Annotated in this window: 13 protein-coding genes and 1 pseudogene; 7 read left to right on the forward strand and 7 right to left on the reverse strand. The window is 68.7% G+C overall.

Annotation, left to right across the window (positions count from 1 at the left end; all coding sequences use genetic code 11):
* Window positions 1-10: 10 nt before the first annotated feature.
* From HUX88_RS15975 to HUX88_RS15995, 6 genes are read right to left on the reverse strand one after another with little or no spacing between them, the layout of a single operon-like run.
* On the reverse strand, window positions 11-1,459 hold the full coding sequence (locus HUX88_RS15975) for a TIGR01777 family oxidoreductase (RefSeq protein WP_176362405.1): 1,449 nt from the start codon (window positions 1,457-1,459) through the stop codon (window positions 11-13).
* Window positions 1,456-2,076, reverse strand: coding sequence for a DUF4166 domain-containing protein (locus HUX88_RS15980; RefSeq protein WP_176362406.1), 621 nt, complete (start codon window positions 2,074-2,076; stop codon window positions 1,456-1,458). The genes HUX88_RS15975 and HUX88_RS15980 overlap by 4 nt, the downstream gene beginning before the upstream one ends.
* Window positions 2,073-2,525 carry a cell division protein gene (locus HUX88_RS32400; RefSeq protein ID WP_229219374.1) on the reverse strand — a complete coding sequence of 151 codons (453 nt, stop codon included), beginning with the start codon at window positions 2,523-2,525 and terminating at the stop codon, window positions 2,073-2,075. The genes HUX88_RS15980 and HUX88_RS32400 overlap by 4 nt, the downstream gene beginning before the upstream one ends.
* 48 nt (window positions 2,526-2,573) lie before the next feature.
* On the reverse strand, window positions 2,574-2,972 hold the full coding sequence (locus HUX88_RS32405; RefSeq protein WP_229213350.1) for a thiol-disulfide oxidoreductase DCC family protein: 399 nt from the start codon (window positions 2,970-2,972) through the stop codon (window positions 2,574-2,576).
* A gap of 1 nt (window position 2,973) precedes the next feature.
* Window positions 2,974-3,501 (reverse strand): GbsR/MarR family transcriptional regulator, encoded by a 528-nt coding sequence (locus tag HUX88_RS15990; RefSeq protein ID WP_117014479.1) that lies wholly within the window; start codon window positions 3,499-3,501, stop codon window positions 2,974-2,976.
* Between the two features lie 55 nt (window positions 3,502-3,556).
* A complete protein-coding gene (locus tag HUX88_RS15995) occupies window positions 3,557-5,143 on the reverse strand; it encodes a DNA mismatch repair protein MutS (RefSeq protein WP_229219375.1) in 1,587 nt (528 codons plus the stop codon).
* A 158-nt stretch (window positions 5,144-5,301) separates the two neighbouring features.
* Here HUX88_RS15995 and HUX88_RS16000 point away from each other — a divergent pair, with 158 nt between their 5' ends.
* The 7 genes and pseudogenes from HUX88_RS16000 (at window position 5,302) to HUX88_RS16030 (ending at window position 13,376) form a co-directional block, all read left to right on the forward strand.
* Window positions 5,302-6,570 carry an efflux RND transporter periplasmic adaptor subunit gene (locus tag HUX88_RS16000; RefSeq protein WP_176362408.1) on the forward strand — a complete coding sequence of 423 codons (1,269 nt, stop codon included), beginning with the start codon at window positions 5,302-5,304 and terminating at the stop codon, window positions 6,568-6,570.
* A gap of 19 nt (window positions 6,571-6,589) precedes the next feature.
* Window positions 6,590-7,318 carry an ABC transporter ATP-binding protein gene (locus HUX88_RS16005; protein ID WP_117014482.1) on the forward strand — a complete coding sequence of 243 codons (729 nt, stop codon included), beginning with the start codon at window positions 6,590-6,592 and terminating at the stop codon, window positions 7,316-7,318.
* Window positions 7,308-8,645 (forward strand): ABC transporter permease, encoded by a 1,338-nt coding sequence (locus HUX88_RS16010; protein WP_229219376.1) that lies wholly within the window; start codon window positions 7,308-7,310, stop codon window positions 8,643-8,645. Before HUX88_RS16005 ends, HUX88_RS16010 begins: the two co-directional genes overlap by 11 nt.
* Window positions 8,646-8,658: 13 nt before the next feature.
* Window positions 8,659-9,894, forward strand: a complete 1,236-nt coding sequence (locus HUX88_RS16015; protein ID WP_176362409.1) for an ABC transporter permease — start codon at window positions 8,659-8,661, stop codon at window positions 9,892-9,894.
* 47 nt (window positions 9,895-9,941) lie between these two features.
* A pseudogene (locus HUX88_RS16020) lies at window positions 9,942-10,856 on the forward strand (sigma-54-dependent transcriptional regulator); the annotation flags it as partial.
* Between the two features lie 421 nt (window positions 10,857-11,277).
* The gene (locus HUX88_RS16025) at window positions 11,278-12,657 is read left to right on the forward strand and encodes a PAS domain-containing sensor histidine kinase (protein ID WP_176362410.1); all 1,380 of its coding nucleotides are present in this window, start codon (window positions 11,278-11,280) and stop codon (window positions 12,655-12,657) included.
* A 248-nt stretch (window positions 12,658-12,905) separates the two neighbouring features.
* Window positions 12,906-13,376, forward strand: coding sequence for an FxDxF family PEP-CTERM protein (locus HUX88_RS16030; protein WP_117014486.1), 471 nt, complete (start codon window positions 12,906-12,908; stop codon window positions 13,374-13,376).
* Between the two features lie 254 nt (window positions 13,377-13,630).
* On the opposite strand, the gene HUX88_RS16035 is transcribed toward HUX88_RS16030, so the two are convergent.
* The gene (locus tag HUX88_RS16035; protein WP_176362411.1) at window positions 13,631-15,706 is read right to left on the reverse strand and encodes a bifunctional diguanylate cyclase/phosphodiesterase; all 2,076 of its coding nucleotides are present in this window, start codon (window positions 15,704-15,706) and stop codon (window positions 13,631-13,633) included.
* Window positions 15,707-15,744: the final 38 nt, after the last annotated feature.

The following is a 15,744-nucleotide window of genomic DNA, read 5'->3' on the forward strand; positions in this document are numbered from 1 at the left end:
CATCCTCCAATCAGGCCAGGCTGCGCAGCGCGCCTTCCAGCTGCGGATGGCGGAACGCGTAGCCGCTGGCCAGCAGCCGCTCGGGCGCGACGCGCTGGCCCTCCAGCAGCAGGTCGGCCTGCTCGCCCAGCATCAGGCGCATCGGCCAGCCCGGCGTGGGGAAGCCATATGGACGATGCAGCACGGCCGCCGCCACGCGGTTGAACCGCGCTTGCGTGAGGCTCTCCGGCGCCGTGAAGTTGAAGACGCCCTCCTCGCCCGAGCTGCACAGGTGGGCGATGCCGCCGATGACATCGTCCACGTGGATCCACGACAGCCATTGCGTGCCGCCGCCCAGCGGACCGCCCAGTCCCAGCTTGATGGGCAACAGCATCATCGGCAGCGCGCCCTGCGTGCCCAGCACCAGCCCGAAGCGCGTACAGGCCACGCGCACGCCGTGGGCCGCCGCGCCTTGCGCCGCCTGCTCCCATTCCCGGCACAGGTCGGACATGAACATGGGTTGCGGGCCGTCGTTTTCCGTCAACACGGTATCGTCTCCGCGCCGCTGCGTGCCGTAGTAGCCGATCGCGGAGGCCGATATCAACTGCGCCGGCTTGTGCTCGGCCGCGGCGATCCAGGCCACCAGATTGTTCGTCAATGCGACGCGGCTGGCGCGCAGCGCGGCACGGCGTGCGGCTGTCCAGCGCCAGCCCAGGATGCGCGCGCCGGCCAGGTTGATCACGACATCGATGCGGCGCGACGCCGGCAATTGCGCCATGCTGTCCACGCAATCGACGCGGCCGTCGAACAGCCACGCGGCTTGCCGCACCTGACGGGTCAGCACCGTCACGCGATGGCCGTCGCGCAGCAGGGCGCGCACCAGGCGCTGGCCGATAAAGCCGGTGGCGCCGGTCACCAGGAAGCTGCGCTCCGGCGCGCCGAAACCCGGCTCCGGCGCGGCGCCGTCGCGCAGCGCCAGCTTGCCGATGGCCCTGGCGGCAAACGCGTCGCGCATGCCGGACAGGCCGACGCCCACGCCGCACAACGCCAGGAACACGCTCAACGCGCCTTGCGGTTGCCAGGCCAGCGCGGTCGGCATCGCCCACCACGCGGGTGTGTTCAACGCCAGCAGCGCGATGAAGGCGCCGCCGTTCATCGCCAGCACGGTGTGGGTCACGCGCTCGGTGGCCGGCAGCAGGCGGGTGCGGTCCTCCACCACGAAGTCCCACAGGGTCAGCACGATCTCGACCGAGAACACGGCCAGCAGCACCAAGGCCCACGCGCCGTGGAACGCCCAGCCGGCAAGGCCGATGAACAAGGCGCTGTAGATCAGTGCGCGCACGGCGTGGATGGACAGCTCGCGCCGGGCCGTGGCGCGGCCGGGCAGCGCCTCGGTCAGCTCGTGGTGGTACAGGGTGTCGAACGCGCCAAGGCAGCCCTGGGCGGCCATGAGCTGCAGCGCTATCAGATGGGTATTCATGCTGTCACCTCGCGAAATACGCCTGCTTGTGTGAATGTGGTGCCGAACAGCGCATGCCGGATCTCGATGCGGATGTCGAACTGGTTGGCGCTGTTGTTGCGGTGGCAGAGGAAGGTCTTGCCCGGCGTGAGCACGCCCGGCAGCGGTATGCGCACGCCCAGCACCTCCCAGAAATAGCCGTCGCTTTCGAAGTGCAGGTTGCCGTCGCGGACGTCCAACAGCAGCTTCATGCCCAGGCCCATGCCGACGTATTCGAGCACTTCGCCCTTGCTGCTCTCGGCCATGAAGGAGGTGAACATGACCGGCTTGCGGCCGTTGAGCCGGTAGATGCGCTGCTTGAAGATCGAGGCGCAATCGGGCTTGGAGTAGACCTGGATGTCGACCGGGAAGTCGGCGTCGTTGTAGGGCATCAGCGCGCCCTGGATCAGCGGCATGGTCAGGTAGCCCAGCAGCCTTCCGACGCGCGAGCACGTCAGCTCGGACAGGCTGCCGCTGTAGTTGAGCGGCTTGCCCGGCAGCGGATTCTTGTCGAAGCGCGCCTGGATGTCGGGATGCAGCCGGCGCCATTCCGGCCCCAGGATTTTCTTGAACAGCTCACCTTCGGAGGGAATCATCATGATATTGCCCTTGTATGTTTGAATGCCAGGTCGTGCCTGCACAACCACAACAGCGGCGGCAGCATGACCGCCAGCGCCGACATATCAATCCACAGGTTGATCCAGCAATGCGCGCGCGCCGAGATCAACATGTCCTGTGGCGCCCACACCAGCAGGCCGGCGATGAGCATGAACCAGGCGAAGGCGTTGCGTTGCTTGTCGCCGATGACCGCCAGGCCGGCCATCCAGATCGCCGCCGCCTGCACCGTCGGGCCGAACAGCGAGATCCACCACACGTGCAGCGCCTGGCCGGCGGCCGGGGCCTCCGCGCCAAAGAAAAATTCTTCGATGCCGCGACGGTAAGCGCCGCCGATGGCCGCGCCCGCACACAGCGGCAGCAACACGCCCACCAGCAAGTGCACCGCCACCGTCGCGTAGATCCACCGCACCAGCCAGGTTCTCGTTCTCATGACTCCATCCGTAATTTCTGTAAAAACAGAAATAGAAAGTGAAAAAAATCAGCGCAATGGGTGTTTATAGGCGCACACGCCATCGGCGCAGGCGGGCCGGCCCAGCCAGCCGGAGATGCGATAGCGGTTACGGGCGAAGCCGCGATACAGCGCGGCAAACAATGGCCTCAGCCAGCGCACGCGCAACGGCGCCACCATCCAGCCGCGTCCGACCAGCGTATAGGCGGCCAGCAAGCTATCGATGCCGACCAGCAGACGCCCATCGGTGCTCTGCGCGTGCATTTCGGTCTCCAGCGCGTGCATGCTGACGCCCGGCGGCGGCACAAAGTCCGGGGCGGCGATATCCACGAACGCCAGGCGGCGCGCGCGGTCCCAGCCGCGCAGACGGGAGACTTCGACGCGGCAAAAGCCGCAGCTGCCGTCGTAGTACAGCGTCAGCGTGTCCATGTCAGTCTCCGCCCAGCAGCCGCGCCACCTTGCCGCCCATCTTCAGGAAGCGCTGCATGGTGGCGGGCGGCAGGTGCTTGTAGTCGCCGTAGGTAGCGGTCAGCATTTCGAGGAAGTCCAGCACCTGGTCCATCTTGACCTTGGTGGCCTGCTCCAGCGCCGGATCGTTTTCAGCCTCGGCCGCGCATTCGCGCAGCACGGCCAGCGTGGGATCGATCTCGCGCTTCTTGCGCTCCTCGACGATGACGCGGAAGATTTCCCACACGTCCTGCAGGGCGACGAAGTGGTCGCGGCGGTCGCCGGCCACGTGGCTGATACGCACCAGCCCCCAGCCCTGCAGCTCCTTCAAGCTGTTGCTGACGTTGGAGCGCGCCACGCCCAGCGTGTCGGCGATCTCCTCGGCCGGCAGCGGGCGGTTGGACAGGAACAGCAGCGCGTGGATCTGCGCCACCGTGCGGTTGACGCCCCAGCGCGTGCCCATCTCTCCCCAGTGCAGGATGTACTTCTGGATGGTCGGCGCGAGCGTCATGGCATTTCCTTAATTTCTGTCGTTACAGAAATAATAGAACTACACGCCGCAAAAGTCAAAGACTATTCCGGATGCCCTCGCAGTCGGTCGGATGCGCCATGTAGTCGCTGAGCCAGTCGTACACGCGGTTGGCCTTGGCCGAGATGACGGCGTCGAAGCCGCGCGCGGCCAGCAGGGCGATGCCGTTGGTCTCGCGCAGCACGCCCGGCGCCACCCGCAGGCCCTCGCCCACGCGGCCCACGCACCACGGCGTCAGGCGCGCCTCCAGCAGCGGCGCCAGCACCAGGTTGTGCGAGGACACGATCACCGTGCCCCGCTGCGACAGCGTGTGCAGCACCGCCGCCGCCGCCGAGATCGATTCCAGGTGGTTGGTGCCGCGGAAGATCTCGTCGATGATGAACACCGCCGGCGCCCGCTCGGCCAGCGCCAGCAGCTCGTGCGCCCGGCGCAGCTCGGCGATGTACAGGCTCTCGCCGCCCTCCAGCGCATCCTCGCTCTGCATGCTGGAGTACACCGGCAGCTGCGGCGTGACGGCCCGCTCCGCGTAGCAGAAGCCGAAGGCGCGGGCGACGATCAGGTTCAGGCCCACCGTGCGCAGCAGCGTGCTCTTGCCGATGCCGTTCTGCCCGGAGATAAAGGCGCCCCGCCCCGCCAGCGCGAACGACAGCGGCTCGGCCCGCGCCAGCAGCGGATGCACCACTTGCTCCAGCGTGAGCTCGCCGCCCTGTTGCGCCCAGCAGTGGCGCGGCGTCTGCGCCAGGTGCCGCGCCAGCGCCAGGTCGGCCTCCAGCGCCGCCACGCGACGGAAGCTGGCGCGCAGCAGGTCGATATGGGTCCGCACCGCGTCGCGGCTGGCGAAGTGGTGGCGCACATTCATTTGCCACAGCCAGTCGCGGTACTCGCGCACGCCGGGCAGGTTGCCGGCCGCCGACTGGCTGAGCCGGGAATTGAGCTTGCCGGCCTGCGCGGCGTCGTCGCGCAAATCGGCCGTCAGCGGATCGTCCAGCGCGGCCAGCAGGCCGTGGCTGCGCAGCAGTTGCTGCAGCGTCGCGCGGACGCGGTCCCATTCCTCGATCGCTTCGTGGTGGAGCACCTGCACCGCCAGCGACGCCATCCACAGCGCCACGACCACGCCCCACAGCACCACCACGCCGGTGACCAGCGCCAGCACCACCGACAGCAGCAGCGCCGGCGCCAGCCACGGCAGCAACGCCACCCAGCGCGGCGACGGCGCCAGCGGCGCGCCGAACAGGGTTGCGCTGACCTCGCGGTCGGCGCGGCGCAGGCCGGTGCAGGCCGCGTGCAGGCGTTGCCGCTGTCCGGCGTCCTGCGCCAGTGTCCGCACCCGGACGGCGGACGCGGCCACGCCGCCGCCATCCGCGTGCAGGCGCCGGTGCAGCTCCTGCTGGCCGAAGATGCTGGTCTCGCGCGCCAGCAGCGCGCTGTATTGCGGCAGCAGCATGTCGTCCCAGGTCTGCGCGTCCAGCACGCTGTCGTGCGCGTGGGCGGTGCGCCGGTACAGCGCGACGTCGCTGGCGACAAAGGGGTAGTCGGCGACCGGCGCTTCGGCGGGCAGCAGCAGGCGGGACAGACGGTCGAACAAGCTCATGCGGTTCTCGGTTGGGGCGACAGTACGCCACATGGTCACGCTTGCCGTTTTATCAAGTGCGGCCGGACAGGCGGACGACCGGACAGGCGGGCGGACAGCGGACGTCACCACAAAATACCAATCAAATCAAATACTTAGATTCTGGCACAGTTTCTGCATAACATTGCCTGTCTCTAAACACTTACCCCATCATGATACGCGACACCTCCAATCAAGACGCCGTCATCGCCGCCCCCAAAGGGCAAGCCACCAAGCGCCGCCTGTTGATCGCGCTCGGCGCCGTGGCCGTCGCGGCGGCGGCCTATTCCGTGGTCCACGCGTGGCGCGGCAGCGACCATTCGGTCAACCTGTCGCGCCTGCGCATCGCCGAGGTGGGCCGCGGCACGCTGATCCGCGACGCCGCCGTCAACGGCCGCATCGTCGCCGCCATCAGCCCGACGCTGTACTCGGCCTCGCCGGCCACGGTGACGCTGAAGGCGGCCGCCGGCGACACCGTCAAGAAGGGCGACATCCTGGCGGTGCTGGAATCGCCCGACCTGACCGACGCGCTCAAACGCGAGCAGTCCAGCTATCTGCAACTGGAGGCCGAGGTGGCGCGCCAGCAGATCCTGGCGCGCAAACAAAAGCTGCTGGCCCGGCGCGACGCCGACACCGCCGAGATCGAGCGCCTGTCCGCGCTGCGCACGCTGGAGCGCTACAACGCCGTCTCCAACGAGGGCATCATCGCCAAGATCGAGTACCAGAAGGCCAAGGACGCCTTGAACTCGGCCGAGATCCGCGCCAAGCACGCCGGCCAGGCGGCCGAGCTGGAAAGCGACAACGTGGCGCTGGAACTGAAGACCAAGATCAACGAGCTGGACCGCCAGCGCCTGTCGCTGGCCAACGCCCAGCGCCGCGTCGACGAGCTGACCGTGCGCGCGCCGGTGGACGGCTTCATCGGCACGCTGTCGGTGGCCAACCGCAGCGTGGTGCCGGCCAACGCGCCGCTGATGACCTTGGTCGACCTGTCGCGCCTGGAGGTGGAGCTGGAGGTGCCGGAGACCTATGTGTCCGACATCGGCCTGGGCATGAACGCCGAGGTCAACTTCGGCACCGGCACCGCCAACGCCAAGCTGTCGGCGCTGTCGCCGGAGGTGGTCAAGAACCAGGTGCTGGCGCGGGTACGCTTCACCGCCGCCCAGCCGGCCGGCCTGCGCCAGAACCAGCGCGTCACCGCGCGCCTGCTGATCGACGAGAAACCCAACACGCTGATGCTGCAGCGCGGCCCGTTCGTGGAATCCGAGGGCGGCCGCTTCGCCTACGTGGTGCGCGACGGCATCGCCATCCGCACCCCGATCAAGATGGGCGCCACCAGCGTCTCCGCGGTGGAGATCCTCGGCGGTTTGAAACAGGGCGACAAGGTCGTCATCTCCGGTACCGAAACGTTCGAGAACGCCGAGCGCGTCTCGATCAACCAATAACTTTTTAAAGAGGCCCTCCATGCTGCGCATGCAAAACCTGAGCAAAGTCTATCGTACCCACATGATCGAAACCCACGCGCTGCGCGGCTTCGAGATCAACGTCAAGCAGGGCGAGTTCGTCACCGTGACCGGGCCGTCCGGCTCCGGCAAGACCAGCTTCCTCAACATCGCCGGCCTGCTGGAGGAGTTCACCGACGGCGAGTACATCCTCGACGGCATCAACGTCAAGGGCATGGACGACAACGCCCGCTCGCGCCTGCGCAACGAGAAGCTCGGCTTCATCTTCCAGGGCTTCAACCTGATCCCCGACCTGTCGCTGTTCGACAACGTCGATGTGCCGCTGCGCTACCGCGGCTTCAACGCGGCCGAGCGCAAGGAGCGCATCGAGGACGCGCTGTCCAAGGTCGGCCTGGCCTCGCGCATGAAGCACTACCCGGCCGAGCTGTCGGGCGGCCAGCAGCAGCGCGTGGCGATCGCGCGCGCGCTGGCCGGCTCACCCAAGCTGCTGTTGGCCGACGAACCGACCGGCAACCTGGATACGCAAATGGCGCGCGGCGTGATGGAGCTGCTGGAGGAGATCAACGCCCAGGGCACGACCATCCTGATGGTCACCCACGATCCCGAGCTGGCGGTGCGCTCGCAGCGCAACGTCCACATCATCGACGGCCAGGTGTCGGACCTGGTGCGCAAGGCGCCGACGCTGTTCGACGCCAACTCGCACGCCGACGGCAAATCCCATGTCGCATAAGGAGCGCCGCATGTTCCACTACTACTTCCTGCTGGGCCTGCGCAGCCTGCGCCGCAACCCGGCCCTGACCGCGCTGATGGTGCTGACCCTGGCCGTCGGCGTGGCCGCCAGCGTGGCCACGCTGACCATCCTGCACGTGATGTCGGGCGACCCGATCCCGCACAAGAGCGACCGCCTGTTCGTGCCGCTGGTCGACAACGGCCCGATCGAGGGCTACAAGCCGGGCGACGAGCGCCCCGACAACCAGGTCAGCTACCGCGACGCCATCAACTTCCTCAACAGCAAAGCGGCCGAGCGCGCCACGGCGGTCTACGGCACCAGCGTGGCGGTCGAGCCGGCGCGCAAGGACATGGCGGTGTTCATTTCGCGCGGCCTGGGCGTGGGCAGCGATTTCTTCAACATGTTCGACGCGCCCTTCCTGCACGGCCAGCCCTGGAGCCCTGCCGACGACAAGGCCGCCGCCAACGTCGTGGTGCTGGGCCGCAAGCTGGCCGACAAGCTGTACGGCGATACCGACCCGGTCGGCCAGCGCATCACCATGAGCGGCCAGCAGTACCAGATCGTCGGCGTGCTCGACACCTGGACCGTGGTGCCGCGCTTCCACCGCATCATCGGCAGCAGCGACGGCGCCTTCAGCGACGAGGACGACATGTTCGTGCCCTTCACCGCGGCGATCCGCAACGAGCTGCCGCGCAACGGCAGCACCACCTGCACCGACGACATCAGCCCCGGCTACCAGGCCTTCCTCGATTCCGAGTGCACCTGGATCCAGTTCTGGTTCGAGACCCGCAGCGCCGGCGACCGCCCCGCGCTGCAAAACTACCTCGACAGCTACGCCGCCGAGCAGCGCAAGCTGGGCCGCCTCAAGCGCAACGCGCCCAACGTGCTGTACGACGTGCGCGAATGGCTGGACTTCATGAAGGTGGTCGGCAACGACAGCAAGCTGTCGGCCTGGCTGGCGTTCGGCTTCTTGGTGCTGTGCCTGGTCAACACCATCGGCCTGCTGCTGGCCAAGTTCTCGGTGCGCGCCGCCGAGGTGGGCATCCGCCGCGCGCTGGGCGCGTCGCGGCGCGAGATCTTCAACCAGTTCCTGATCGAGACCACGGTGGTGGGCCTGGTTGGCGGCGTGCTCGGCCTGGCGCTGGCCTTCGGCGCGCTGGCGCTGATCGCCATGCAGTCGAAGGCGCTGACGGTGGTGGCGCACATGGACTGGATCATGCTGCTGACCACCTTCGCGCTGGCGGTGCTGTCGGCCGTGCTGGCCGGCCTGCTGCCGACCTGGCGCGCCTGCCAGGTCACGCCGGCCCTGCAACTCAAATCCCAATAAAGCGAGGCCCCTTATGGAAATCCGTCCCATCCTGTCCGCGCTGCTGCGCAATAAGACCGGCCCCATCCTGGTGGCGGTGCAGGTCGCCCTCAGCCTCGGCATCCTGGCCAACGCGCTGCACATCGTGCAGGTGCGCCAGGCCGTGTCGGCGCGCCCCAGCGGCATCGCCAACGAGGCCGACGTGTTCAACCTGCAGGTGCGCCGCCTGAAGACCGGCAACCACCAGGAACAGCTGGCGGCCCAGCACCGCGAAACCGACACCCTGCGCGCCGTGGCGGGCGTGACGTCGGTGGCGATCACCACGCAGATGCCGCTGTCGCGCTCGGGCAACTACACCGGCCTGGCCACCGACCGCCGGCAGGTCAAGTCGACCCTCACCACCACCTCCTACGTCAGTCCCGATTCGCTGATCAAGACCTGGGGCCTGCAATTGGTGGAGGGGCGCGACTTCCTGCCGGGCGAGATTCCGGAGATCGACGAGACCACCAGCCAGGAGTTCGCCAAGGTGGTCGTCATCACGCGCCAGCAGGCCGAGAAGCTGTGGCCGGGCCAGGCCAGCTACGTCGGCAAGACCATCTTCTTCGGCACCGGCGAGGGCGCCAGGGCGGTGCAGGTGGTGGGCGTGATCGACAAGCTGCAGTCGCCGAACGCCCATATCGGCGAACGGGGCGATTTCTCCACGCTGGTGCCGGCGCGCCTGACCGGCGACAACGCCAACAACTACACGCTGCGCGCCGAGCCGGGCCAGATGGACCGCGTCATCAAGGAGGCCGAGGCGGCGCTGCGCGCGTCCTCGCCGACGCCGGTGATCGTCAAGACCAGGACCATGGTCGAGCTGCGCCGCGACCGCTACCGCGCCGACCAGGCGCTGGCGTGGATGCTGGTGACGGTCAGCGTGCTGCTGCTGTTGATCACCGCCAGCGGCATCGTCGGCATGGCCAGCCTGTGGGTCACGCAGCGGCGCAAGCAGATCGGCGTGCGGCGCGCGCTGGGGGCGCGCCGGGTCGACATCCTGCGCTACTTCGTCACCGAGAACTTCATGATCACCAGCGTCGGCGTGGCGGCCGGCGTGGTGCTGGCGCTGGGCCTGAACCAGCTGCTGGTGAGCCAGCTGGAGATGGCGCGCCTGCCGGCCGGCTACCTGGTCGCCGGCGCCGCCGTGTTCTGGGCGCTGGGCGTGCTCGCGGTGTACGGCCCGGCCTGGCGCGCGGCGTCGATCTCGCCGGCCACCGCCACCCGCAGCGCCTGACGATGTTGGCCGCACCGGGCATGCCGCGACAATGTTATGCTTACGGCATGCCTACCGTATTGATCATCGACGACAACGCCGCCGTCGCCATCGCGCTTGAAGTGCTGTTCTCGCTGCACGACATCGACGCGCTGCGCGCCGCCTCCCCCGAAGCCGGCCTGGCGCTGCTGGAACAGCACAGCGTCGACCTGGTGCTGCAGGACATGAACTTCTCCGCCGACACCACCTCGGGCGAGGAAGGCACGGCGCTGTTCCGCGCCATCCGCGAACGCCACCCCGAGCTGCCGGTGATCCTGCTGACCGCCTGGACCCACCTGGACGCGGCGGTCGAGCTGGTCAAGGCCGGCGCGGCCGACTACCTGGCCAAGCCGTGGGACGACAACCGCCTGATCGCCACGGTCAACAACCTGATCGAACTGGGCCAGGCCAAGCGCGCGCTGCAGCAGCGCCTGCAGACCGAGCTGCGCCAGCGGCGCGAGCTCGAACGCGGCCACGACCTGCGCGGCATGGTGTGGCAGGACCCGGCCACCGAGCGCGTGGTGCACCTGGCCTGCCAGGTGGCGCGCGCCGACGTCCCGGTGCTGATCAGCGGCCCGAACGGCACCGGCAAGGAGCGCATCGCCGAGATCATCCAGGCCAATTCGTCCGTGCGCGACGGCCCCTTCGTGGTCTTGAATTGCGGCGCCCTGCCCGCCGAGCTGATCGAGGCCGAGCTGTTCGGCGCCGACGCCGGCGCCTACACCGGCGCCTCCAAGGCGCGCGAGGGCAAGTTCGAGGCGGCCGACGGCGGCACCTTGTTCCTCGACGAGATCGGCAACCTGCCGCTGGCCGGGCAGATGAAGCTGCTGCGGGTGCTGGAGACCGGCCGCTTCGAGCGGCTCGGCTCCAACCGCGAGCGCCAGGTCAAGGTGCGCGTGGTCAGCGCCACCAACGCCGACCTGCAGGCCATGATACGGGCCGGCAGCTTCCGCGAAGACCTGTTCTACCGCCTCAACGTGATCGAGCTGCGGCTGCCGCCGCTGGCCGGCCGCCCGGCCGACATCCTGCCGCTGGCGCGCCACTTCCTGGGCGCCGGCAAGGACCTGCACCCGTCGGCGCAGCAGGCGCTGCTGGCCCACCCGTGGCCGGGCAATGTGCGCGAGCTGAAGAACGTGATGGCGCGCGCCGGCCTGCTGGCCGCTGGCGACGTCATCAAGGCGGCCGACCTGGGCCTGCCGGCCGCCGCCAGCGCCGTCGCCGACGACGGCGCGCGCGAGCCGGACCGCGACACCATCGGCCTGGCGCTGAGCCGGGCCGGCGGCGTGTGGCGCAGGCCGCCGCCGAGCTGGGCCTGTCGCGCCAGGCGCTGTACCGCCACGTGGGCGGCTGGGCATCGCCCGCCTGATGGGCGCCACGCCGCCAACCCGCCCGCCGGCCGCGCGCCCGGCCGGCATGCGCCTCTCGCTGCTCACGCGCTGGACCGCGATGGTCGGCACCCTGCTGACGGTCGGCATCCTGATCGCGCTGGCGCTGACGCATTTCTTCCCCAACCATCCGGGCCTGGTGCTGGCGGTGTGCCTGCTGTGCGTGCTGCCGATCTCGATCATCACCATCCGCGCCCAGCTCGAGTCCATGCTGTCGCTGTTCCGCGCGCTGACCGGCACCGTCACCAGCTACCAGGACGGCGACTTCTCGTTCAGCCTGCACTGGCCGCAGAACGACGAGCTCAGCGACCTGGTGGCGGCCCACAACGCGCTGGGCGACGTGCTGCGCCAGCAGCGCCTGGACCTGGTGCAACGCGAACTGCTGCTCGACACCATGGTGCAGAACACGCCGGTGGCGATGCTGCTGGTCAGCGAGGCCGGCCCCATCGTCTACGCCAACGTGGCGGCGCGCCAGCTGCTGCACCAGGGCCGCAAGCTGGAGGGCCACCGGCTCGACGACATCCTGGCGCACGCCTCGCCGGCGCTGCTGGAGGCGCTGGCGCGCGGCGGCGACGGCCTGTTCACCACGCGCGAGGCCGGCGCCGAGGTGGAGGAGGAAGAGGTCTACCACCTGGCGCGCCGCAGCTTCAACCTCAACGGCCGCAAGCACGAGCTGCTGCTGCTGCGCCAGCTGACCATGGAGCTGCGCCGGCAGGAGGTGCAGACCTGGAAAAAAGTCATCCGCGTGATCAGCCATGAGCTGAACAATTCCCTGGCTCCGCTGACCTCGCTGGCCCACTCCGGCGCCGAGCTGGTGCGGCGCGGCCAGACCGAGCGGCTGCCGCAGATCCTCGCCACCATCGAGGAGCGCACCCGCCACCTGGAGAGCTTCATCCTCGGCTACGCGCGCTTCGCCAAGCTGCCGGCGCCGCGGCTGGAGCTGCAGGCGTGGCCGGCCTTCCTGGCCCAGCTGGCGGCCCAGGTCGATTTCACGGTGAGCGGCACGCCGCCCGACGAGCCCAGCGCCTTCGACCCCTCGCAGCTGGAGCAGGCGCTGCTGAACCTGCTCAAGAACGCCCACGAGTCCGGCTCGCCGACCGGCGAGGTCAGCCTGGAGGTGCGGCGCCTGCACGGCGCGGTGCGGATCGACGTGCAGGACCGCGGCCCCGGCATGAGCGACACGGTGCTGACCAACGCGCTGGTGCCGTTCTACTCGACCAAGCGCAGCGGCACCGGCCTGGGCCTGGCGCTGGCGCGCGAGATCGCCGAGGCGCACGGCGGCCGCATCACGCTGGCCAACCGCGACGGCGGCGGACTGGCCGTGACGCTGATCCTGCCGGTGTCGGCTGCAAACAACTAATCCGCCATGAAAAAATTGAAATTATGTTGACGATTTGCACAACAGAAATTGATTGGTAGAAATTGTTTATGGTTCTGCCTGTGCAATAGACCTGTTCTATTGGATTTACCGCCGCAATCAAAAAATAGCTAATTGACATCGAAAATAGCCAAGCGTACTTTGCATAGGTAGCACCGGGGTTTCATGTCTTTTAGTCAGATAATTGCGGAGATAATATGAAATTAAAATCAATATTGGCAGCGGGGTTGATGGCTGCAGCGGCGGGTGGCGCCATGGCCAACGATTACACGTCGCCGGTGATCGCCATGGCGGGCGGCGCTGGCAGCTGGAGCACGGCGTTCGGCACCACGCACAGCGACGGGCTGGCGTTCACCGACACCTTTACGTTCTCGTATGACGGCTCGCCGGGCTCGGCGCAGGGCTTCTTCGCCAACTTCGTCAATTTCACGGCCGGGCCGCCGACCATGCTGAACTTCAGCTGGGCCGACCTCAATGGCACGTCGCTACCGGTCTTCAACGGCTTCTCGTCGGGCAGCGTGTTCTTCGCCGTGCCGGTGAGCGGGCTGATCACGCTTACCATCAAGGGCACCGACATCGGCACCGCCAGCTACGGCGGCACGCTGGACATCAAGTCGGCCGTGCCGGAACCGGCCACCTACGGCATGCTGCTGGGCGGCCTGGCGCTGATGGGCCTGGTCGCGCGCCGACGCCGGTCTTGAGCCCCCTCACAAAAGACGCTGCGGCGTCTTTTTTTATTCCGCGCGGGCCGGTAAACCACGCCATGTCCAAAATACCCGCCTCCGCCGCCCGCCACCATCACCGAATACCAGGGCGTGCGCAGCCTGCACCTGGGCACCTCCTGGACTTGGAACAGAAGTGTCCATTTTTGACAATGAACCGAATGGGAGACGACTGATCGAGGCCGGCGTGCCCGAGACGATACGCGGCGCGACGTCGACCGGCGTGGCACCGCTCAGGCGCCGGGCCGTCCCAGCCACTGCCCGGCGAACGCGGCGGCCGGCAGCGGCCGGCAAAAATAGTAGCCCTGCGCATCGTCGCAGCCCAGCGCCAGCAGCGCCTCGGCCTGGGCCGCCTGCTCCACCCCCTCGGCCACGGTGCGCAGCTGCAGGTTGCGGGCCATGCCGATGATGGTGGTGACGATGGTGTAGTCCTGGCGGTCGCTGAGCATGTCGCGCACGAAGGAGATGTCGATCTTGAGCGTGTCGGCCGGCAGCCGCTTCAGGTAGGACAACGAGGAGTAGCCGGTGCCGAAATCGTCGATCGACAGGGTGAAGCCGGCCGCCTTCAGGGTCGCCATCACGCCGATGGCGTGCTCGACGTTGTCCATCAGGCCGCTCTCGGTCAGTTCCAGTTCAAAGCAGTCGGGGCTCAGGCCGGCCTGCTCGACGATGGCCAGGATCTGCTCGGCCGCGTCGGCGCCGGCCAACTGCCGGGCCGCCAGGTTGACGGCCAGTCGGCCCGGGAACTCCAGGCCGGCGGCGCGCCAGGCGGCCATCTGGCGGCAGGCGGCGCGCAACACCCAGTTGCCCAGCGCCGCTATCATGCCGCGCGCTTCGGCGATGGGGATGAAGGTGGCCGGACTGACCGCGCCCCACTCCGCGTCGTGCCAGCGCAGCAGCGCCTCGGCGCCGTCGACGGCGCCGCTGGCGAGCCGCACCTTGGGCTGGTAGTACAGTTCCAGCGTGCCGGCCTCGATGGCCAGGCCGAGCCGCCTGGCCATTTCGATGCGCTGGTCCAGGCCGGCGCTCATGTCGGGCCGGTAGGCCTGGTGGCCGCCGCCCTGCGCCTTGGCGCGGTACATCGCCAGGTCGGCGTGCTTGAGCAGTTCCTCGACGCTGCGCCCGTCGCCGGGGAACAGGGCGGTGCCGATGCTGACGCTGAGCGGGAAGCTGTGGCCCATCGCCGCCACCGGCAGGCGCAGCGCGTCCTGCAGGCGGGCGGCCAGCTGGGCCGCCATGGCCGCGTTGGCCGAGCCGGCGACGACGACGAACTCGTCCCCGGCCAGCCGGGCCAGCAACTGCTCGCCCGGCAGCGCCGCCTGGAAGCGCTGCGCCACGCCGATCAGCACCTGGTCGCCGACCTCGTGGCCCAGCGTGTCGTTGATTTCCTTGAAGCGATTCAGGTCCAGAAACAGCAGGGCCAGGGTGTCGTCGTGGCGTTCGCCGTCGGCCAGGGCCTGGCGGATGTGCTGCATGAACATGCGCCGGTTGGGCAGCCCGGTCATGCTGTCGTACAGGGCCATCGTGCGGATCCGCGCCTCCTGCTCCTTGCGCTGGCTGATGTCGGTGTTGATGATGAACACGGACTGGGCCCGGCCGGCGCCGTCGCGCACCAGCGTGCGCTGGCTTTCGACGGTGAAGCGGCCGCCGTCGCGGCGTAGTTGTACCAGCTCGCCGCGCCAGCTGCCCTGCGCCAGCACTTGCCGCTTGATCTCCTGCAGCTCGGCCGGATCGGCGTACATCGCGGCGGCGCCCGGCGCGCCCAGCACCTCGGCGGCGCGCCAACCGTACAGGCGCTGCGCGCCCATGTTCCAGAACACCACGCGGTCGTCCATGTCGCGCACGATGATGGCGTCGGTGGCCTTGTCGAGCAGCGCGGCCTGGTTGCGGTAGTGCGCCGCCGGCGAACACGACTCCTGGCACGGTTCCTCGCCGCGGATGCCGTCGTCCAGGCTGAGCAGCAGGCGCGCGCCGATGGCGCCGATGTCGACCACGGCGAAGCTGGCGTTCAGGCAGCGCCCGCCGACGGTCACGGCCATGGCCGGCGGCGCGGCGGCGCCGGCCAGCAGGGCCTGCGCGCGCGCGCACAGCTGCGCGCTGGGCAGCAGGGTGGCCAACGCCAGGCCGGCCGGCTCCAGCGCGCCGTCCAGGCCGCAGATGGCGCGGCCGCGCGCGTTGATGGCCAGCACCCGCAGCGCGCCGTCGGTCACGATCACGCCCGCGCACAGCTGGTCGAGTATGCTCGCGGCGCAGCCGAGCCAGTCCGCCGCCGGCGTCCCCGATTGATTGATGACGACCCTAGCGACCATGCTCGTTCCCATTGCTCCAGTTGGCCGCGCCGGCCGGC

This window comes from Duganella sp. BJB1802, assembly GCF_013369445.1.
GTDB classification, from domain to species: domain Bacteria; phylum Pseudomonadota; class Gammaproteobacteria; order Burkholderiales; family Burkholderiaceae_D; genus Rugamonas; species Rugamonas vulcania_A.

Excerpts from the sequence above, each read along its gene's own strand:
- HUX88_RS32400 (WP_229219374.1), bottom strand. The coding sequence starts at position 2,525 with ATGAGAACGAGAACCTGGCTGGTGCGGTGGATCTACGCGACGGTGGCG.
- HUX88_RS15995 (WP_229219375.1), bottom strand. The coding sequence starts at position 5,143 with ATGTGGCGTACTGTCGCCCCAACCGAGAACCGCATGAGCTTGTTCGAC.
- HUX88_RS15975 (WP_176362405.1), bottom strand. The coding sequence starts at position 1,459 with ATGAATACCCATCTGATAGCGCTGCAGCTCATGGCCGCCCAGGGCTGC.
- HUX88_RS15980 (WP_176362406.1), bottom strand. The coding sequence starts at position 2,076 with ATGATGATTCCCTCCGAAGGTGAGCTGTTCAAGAAAATCCTGGGGCCG.
- HUX88_RS16005 (WP_117014482.1), top strand. The coding sequence starts at position 6,590 with ATGCTGCGCATGCAAAACCTGAGCAAAGTCTATCGTACCCACATGATC.
- HUX88_RS16035 (WP_176362411.1), bottom strand. The coding sequence starts at position 15,706 with ATGGTCGCTAGGGTCGTCATCAATCAATCGGGGACGCCGGCGGCGGAC.
- HUX88_RS16015 (WP_176362409.1), top strand. The coding sequence starts at position 8,659 with ATGGAAATCCGTCCCATCCTGTCCGCGCTGCTGCGCAATAAGACCGGC.
- HUX88_RS16030 (WP_117014486.1), top strand. The coding sequence starts at position 12,906 with ATGGCTGCAGCGGCGGGTGGCGCCATGGCCAACGATTACACGTCGCCG.
- HUX88_RS16010 (WP_229219376.1), top strand. The coding sequence starts at position 7,308 with ATGTCGCATAAGGAGCGCCGCATGTTCCACTACTACTTCCTGCTGGGC.
- HUX88_RS32405 (WP_229213350.1), bottom strand. The coding sequence starts at position 2,972 with ATGGACACGCTGACGCTGTACTACGACGGCAGCTGCGGCTTTTGCCGC.
- HUX88_RS16025 (WP_176362410.1), top strand. The coding sequence starts at position 11,278 with ATGGGCGCCACGCCGCCAACCCGCCCGCCGGCCGCGCGCCCGGCCGGC.
- HUX88_RS15990 (WP_117014479.1), bottom strand. The coding sequence starts at position 3,501 with ATGACGCTCGCGCCGACCATCCAGAAGTACATCCTGCACTGGGGAGAG.
- HUX88_RS16000 (WP_176362408.1), top strand. The coding sequence starts at position 5,302 with ATGATACGCGACACCTCCAATCAAGACGCCGTCATCGCCGCCCCCAAA.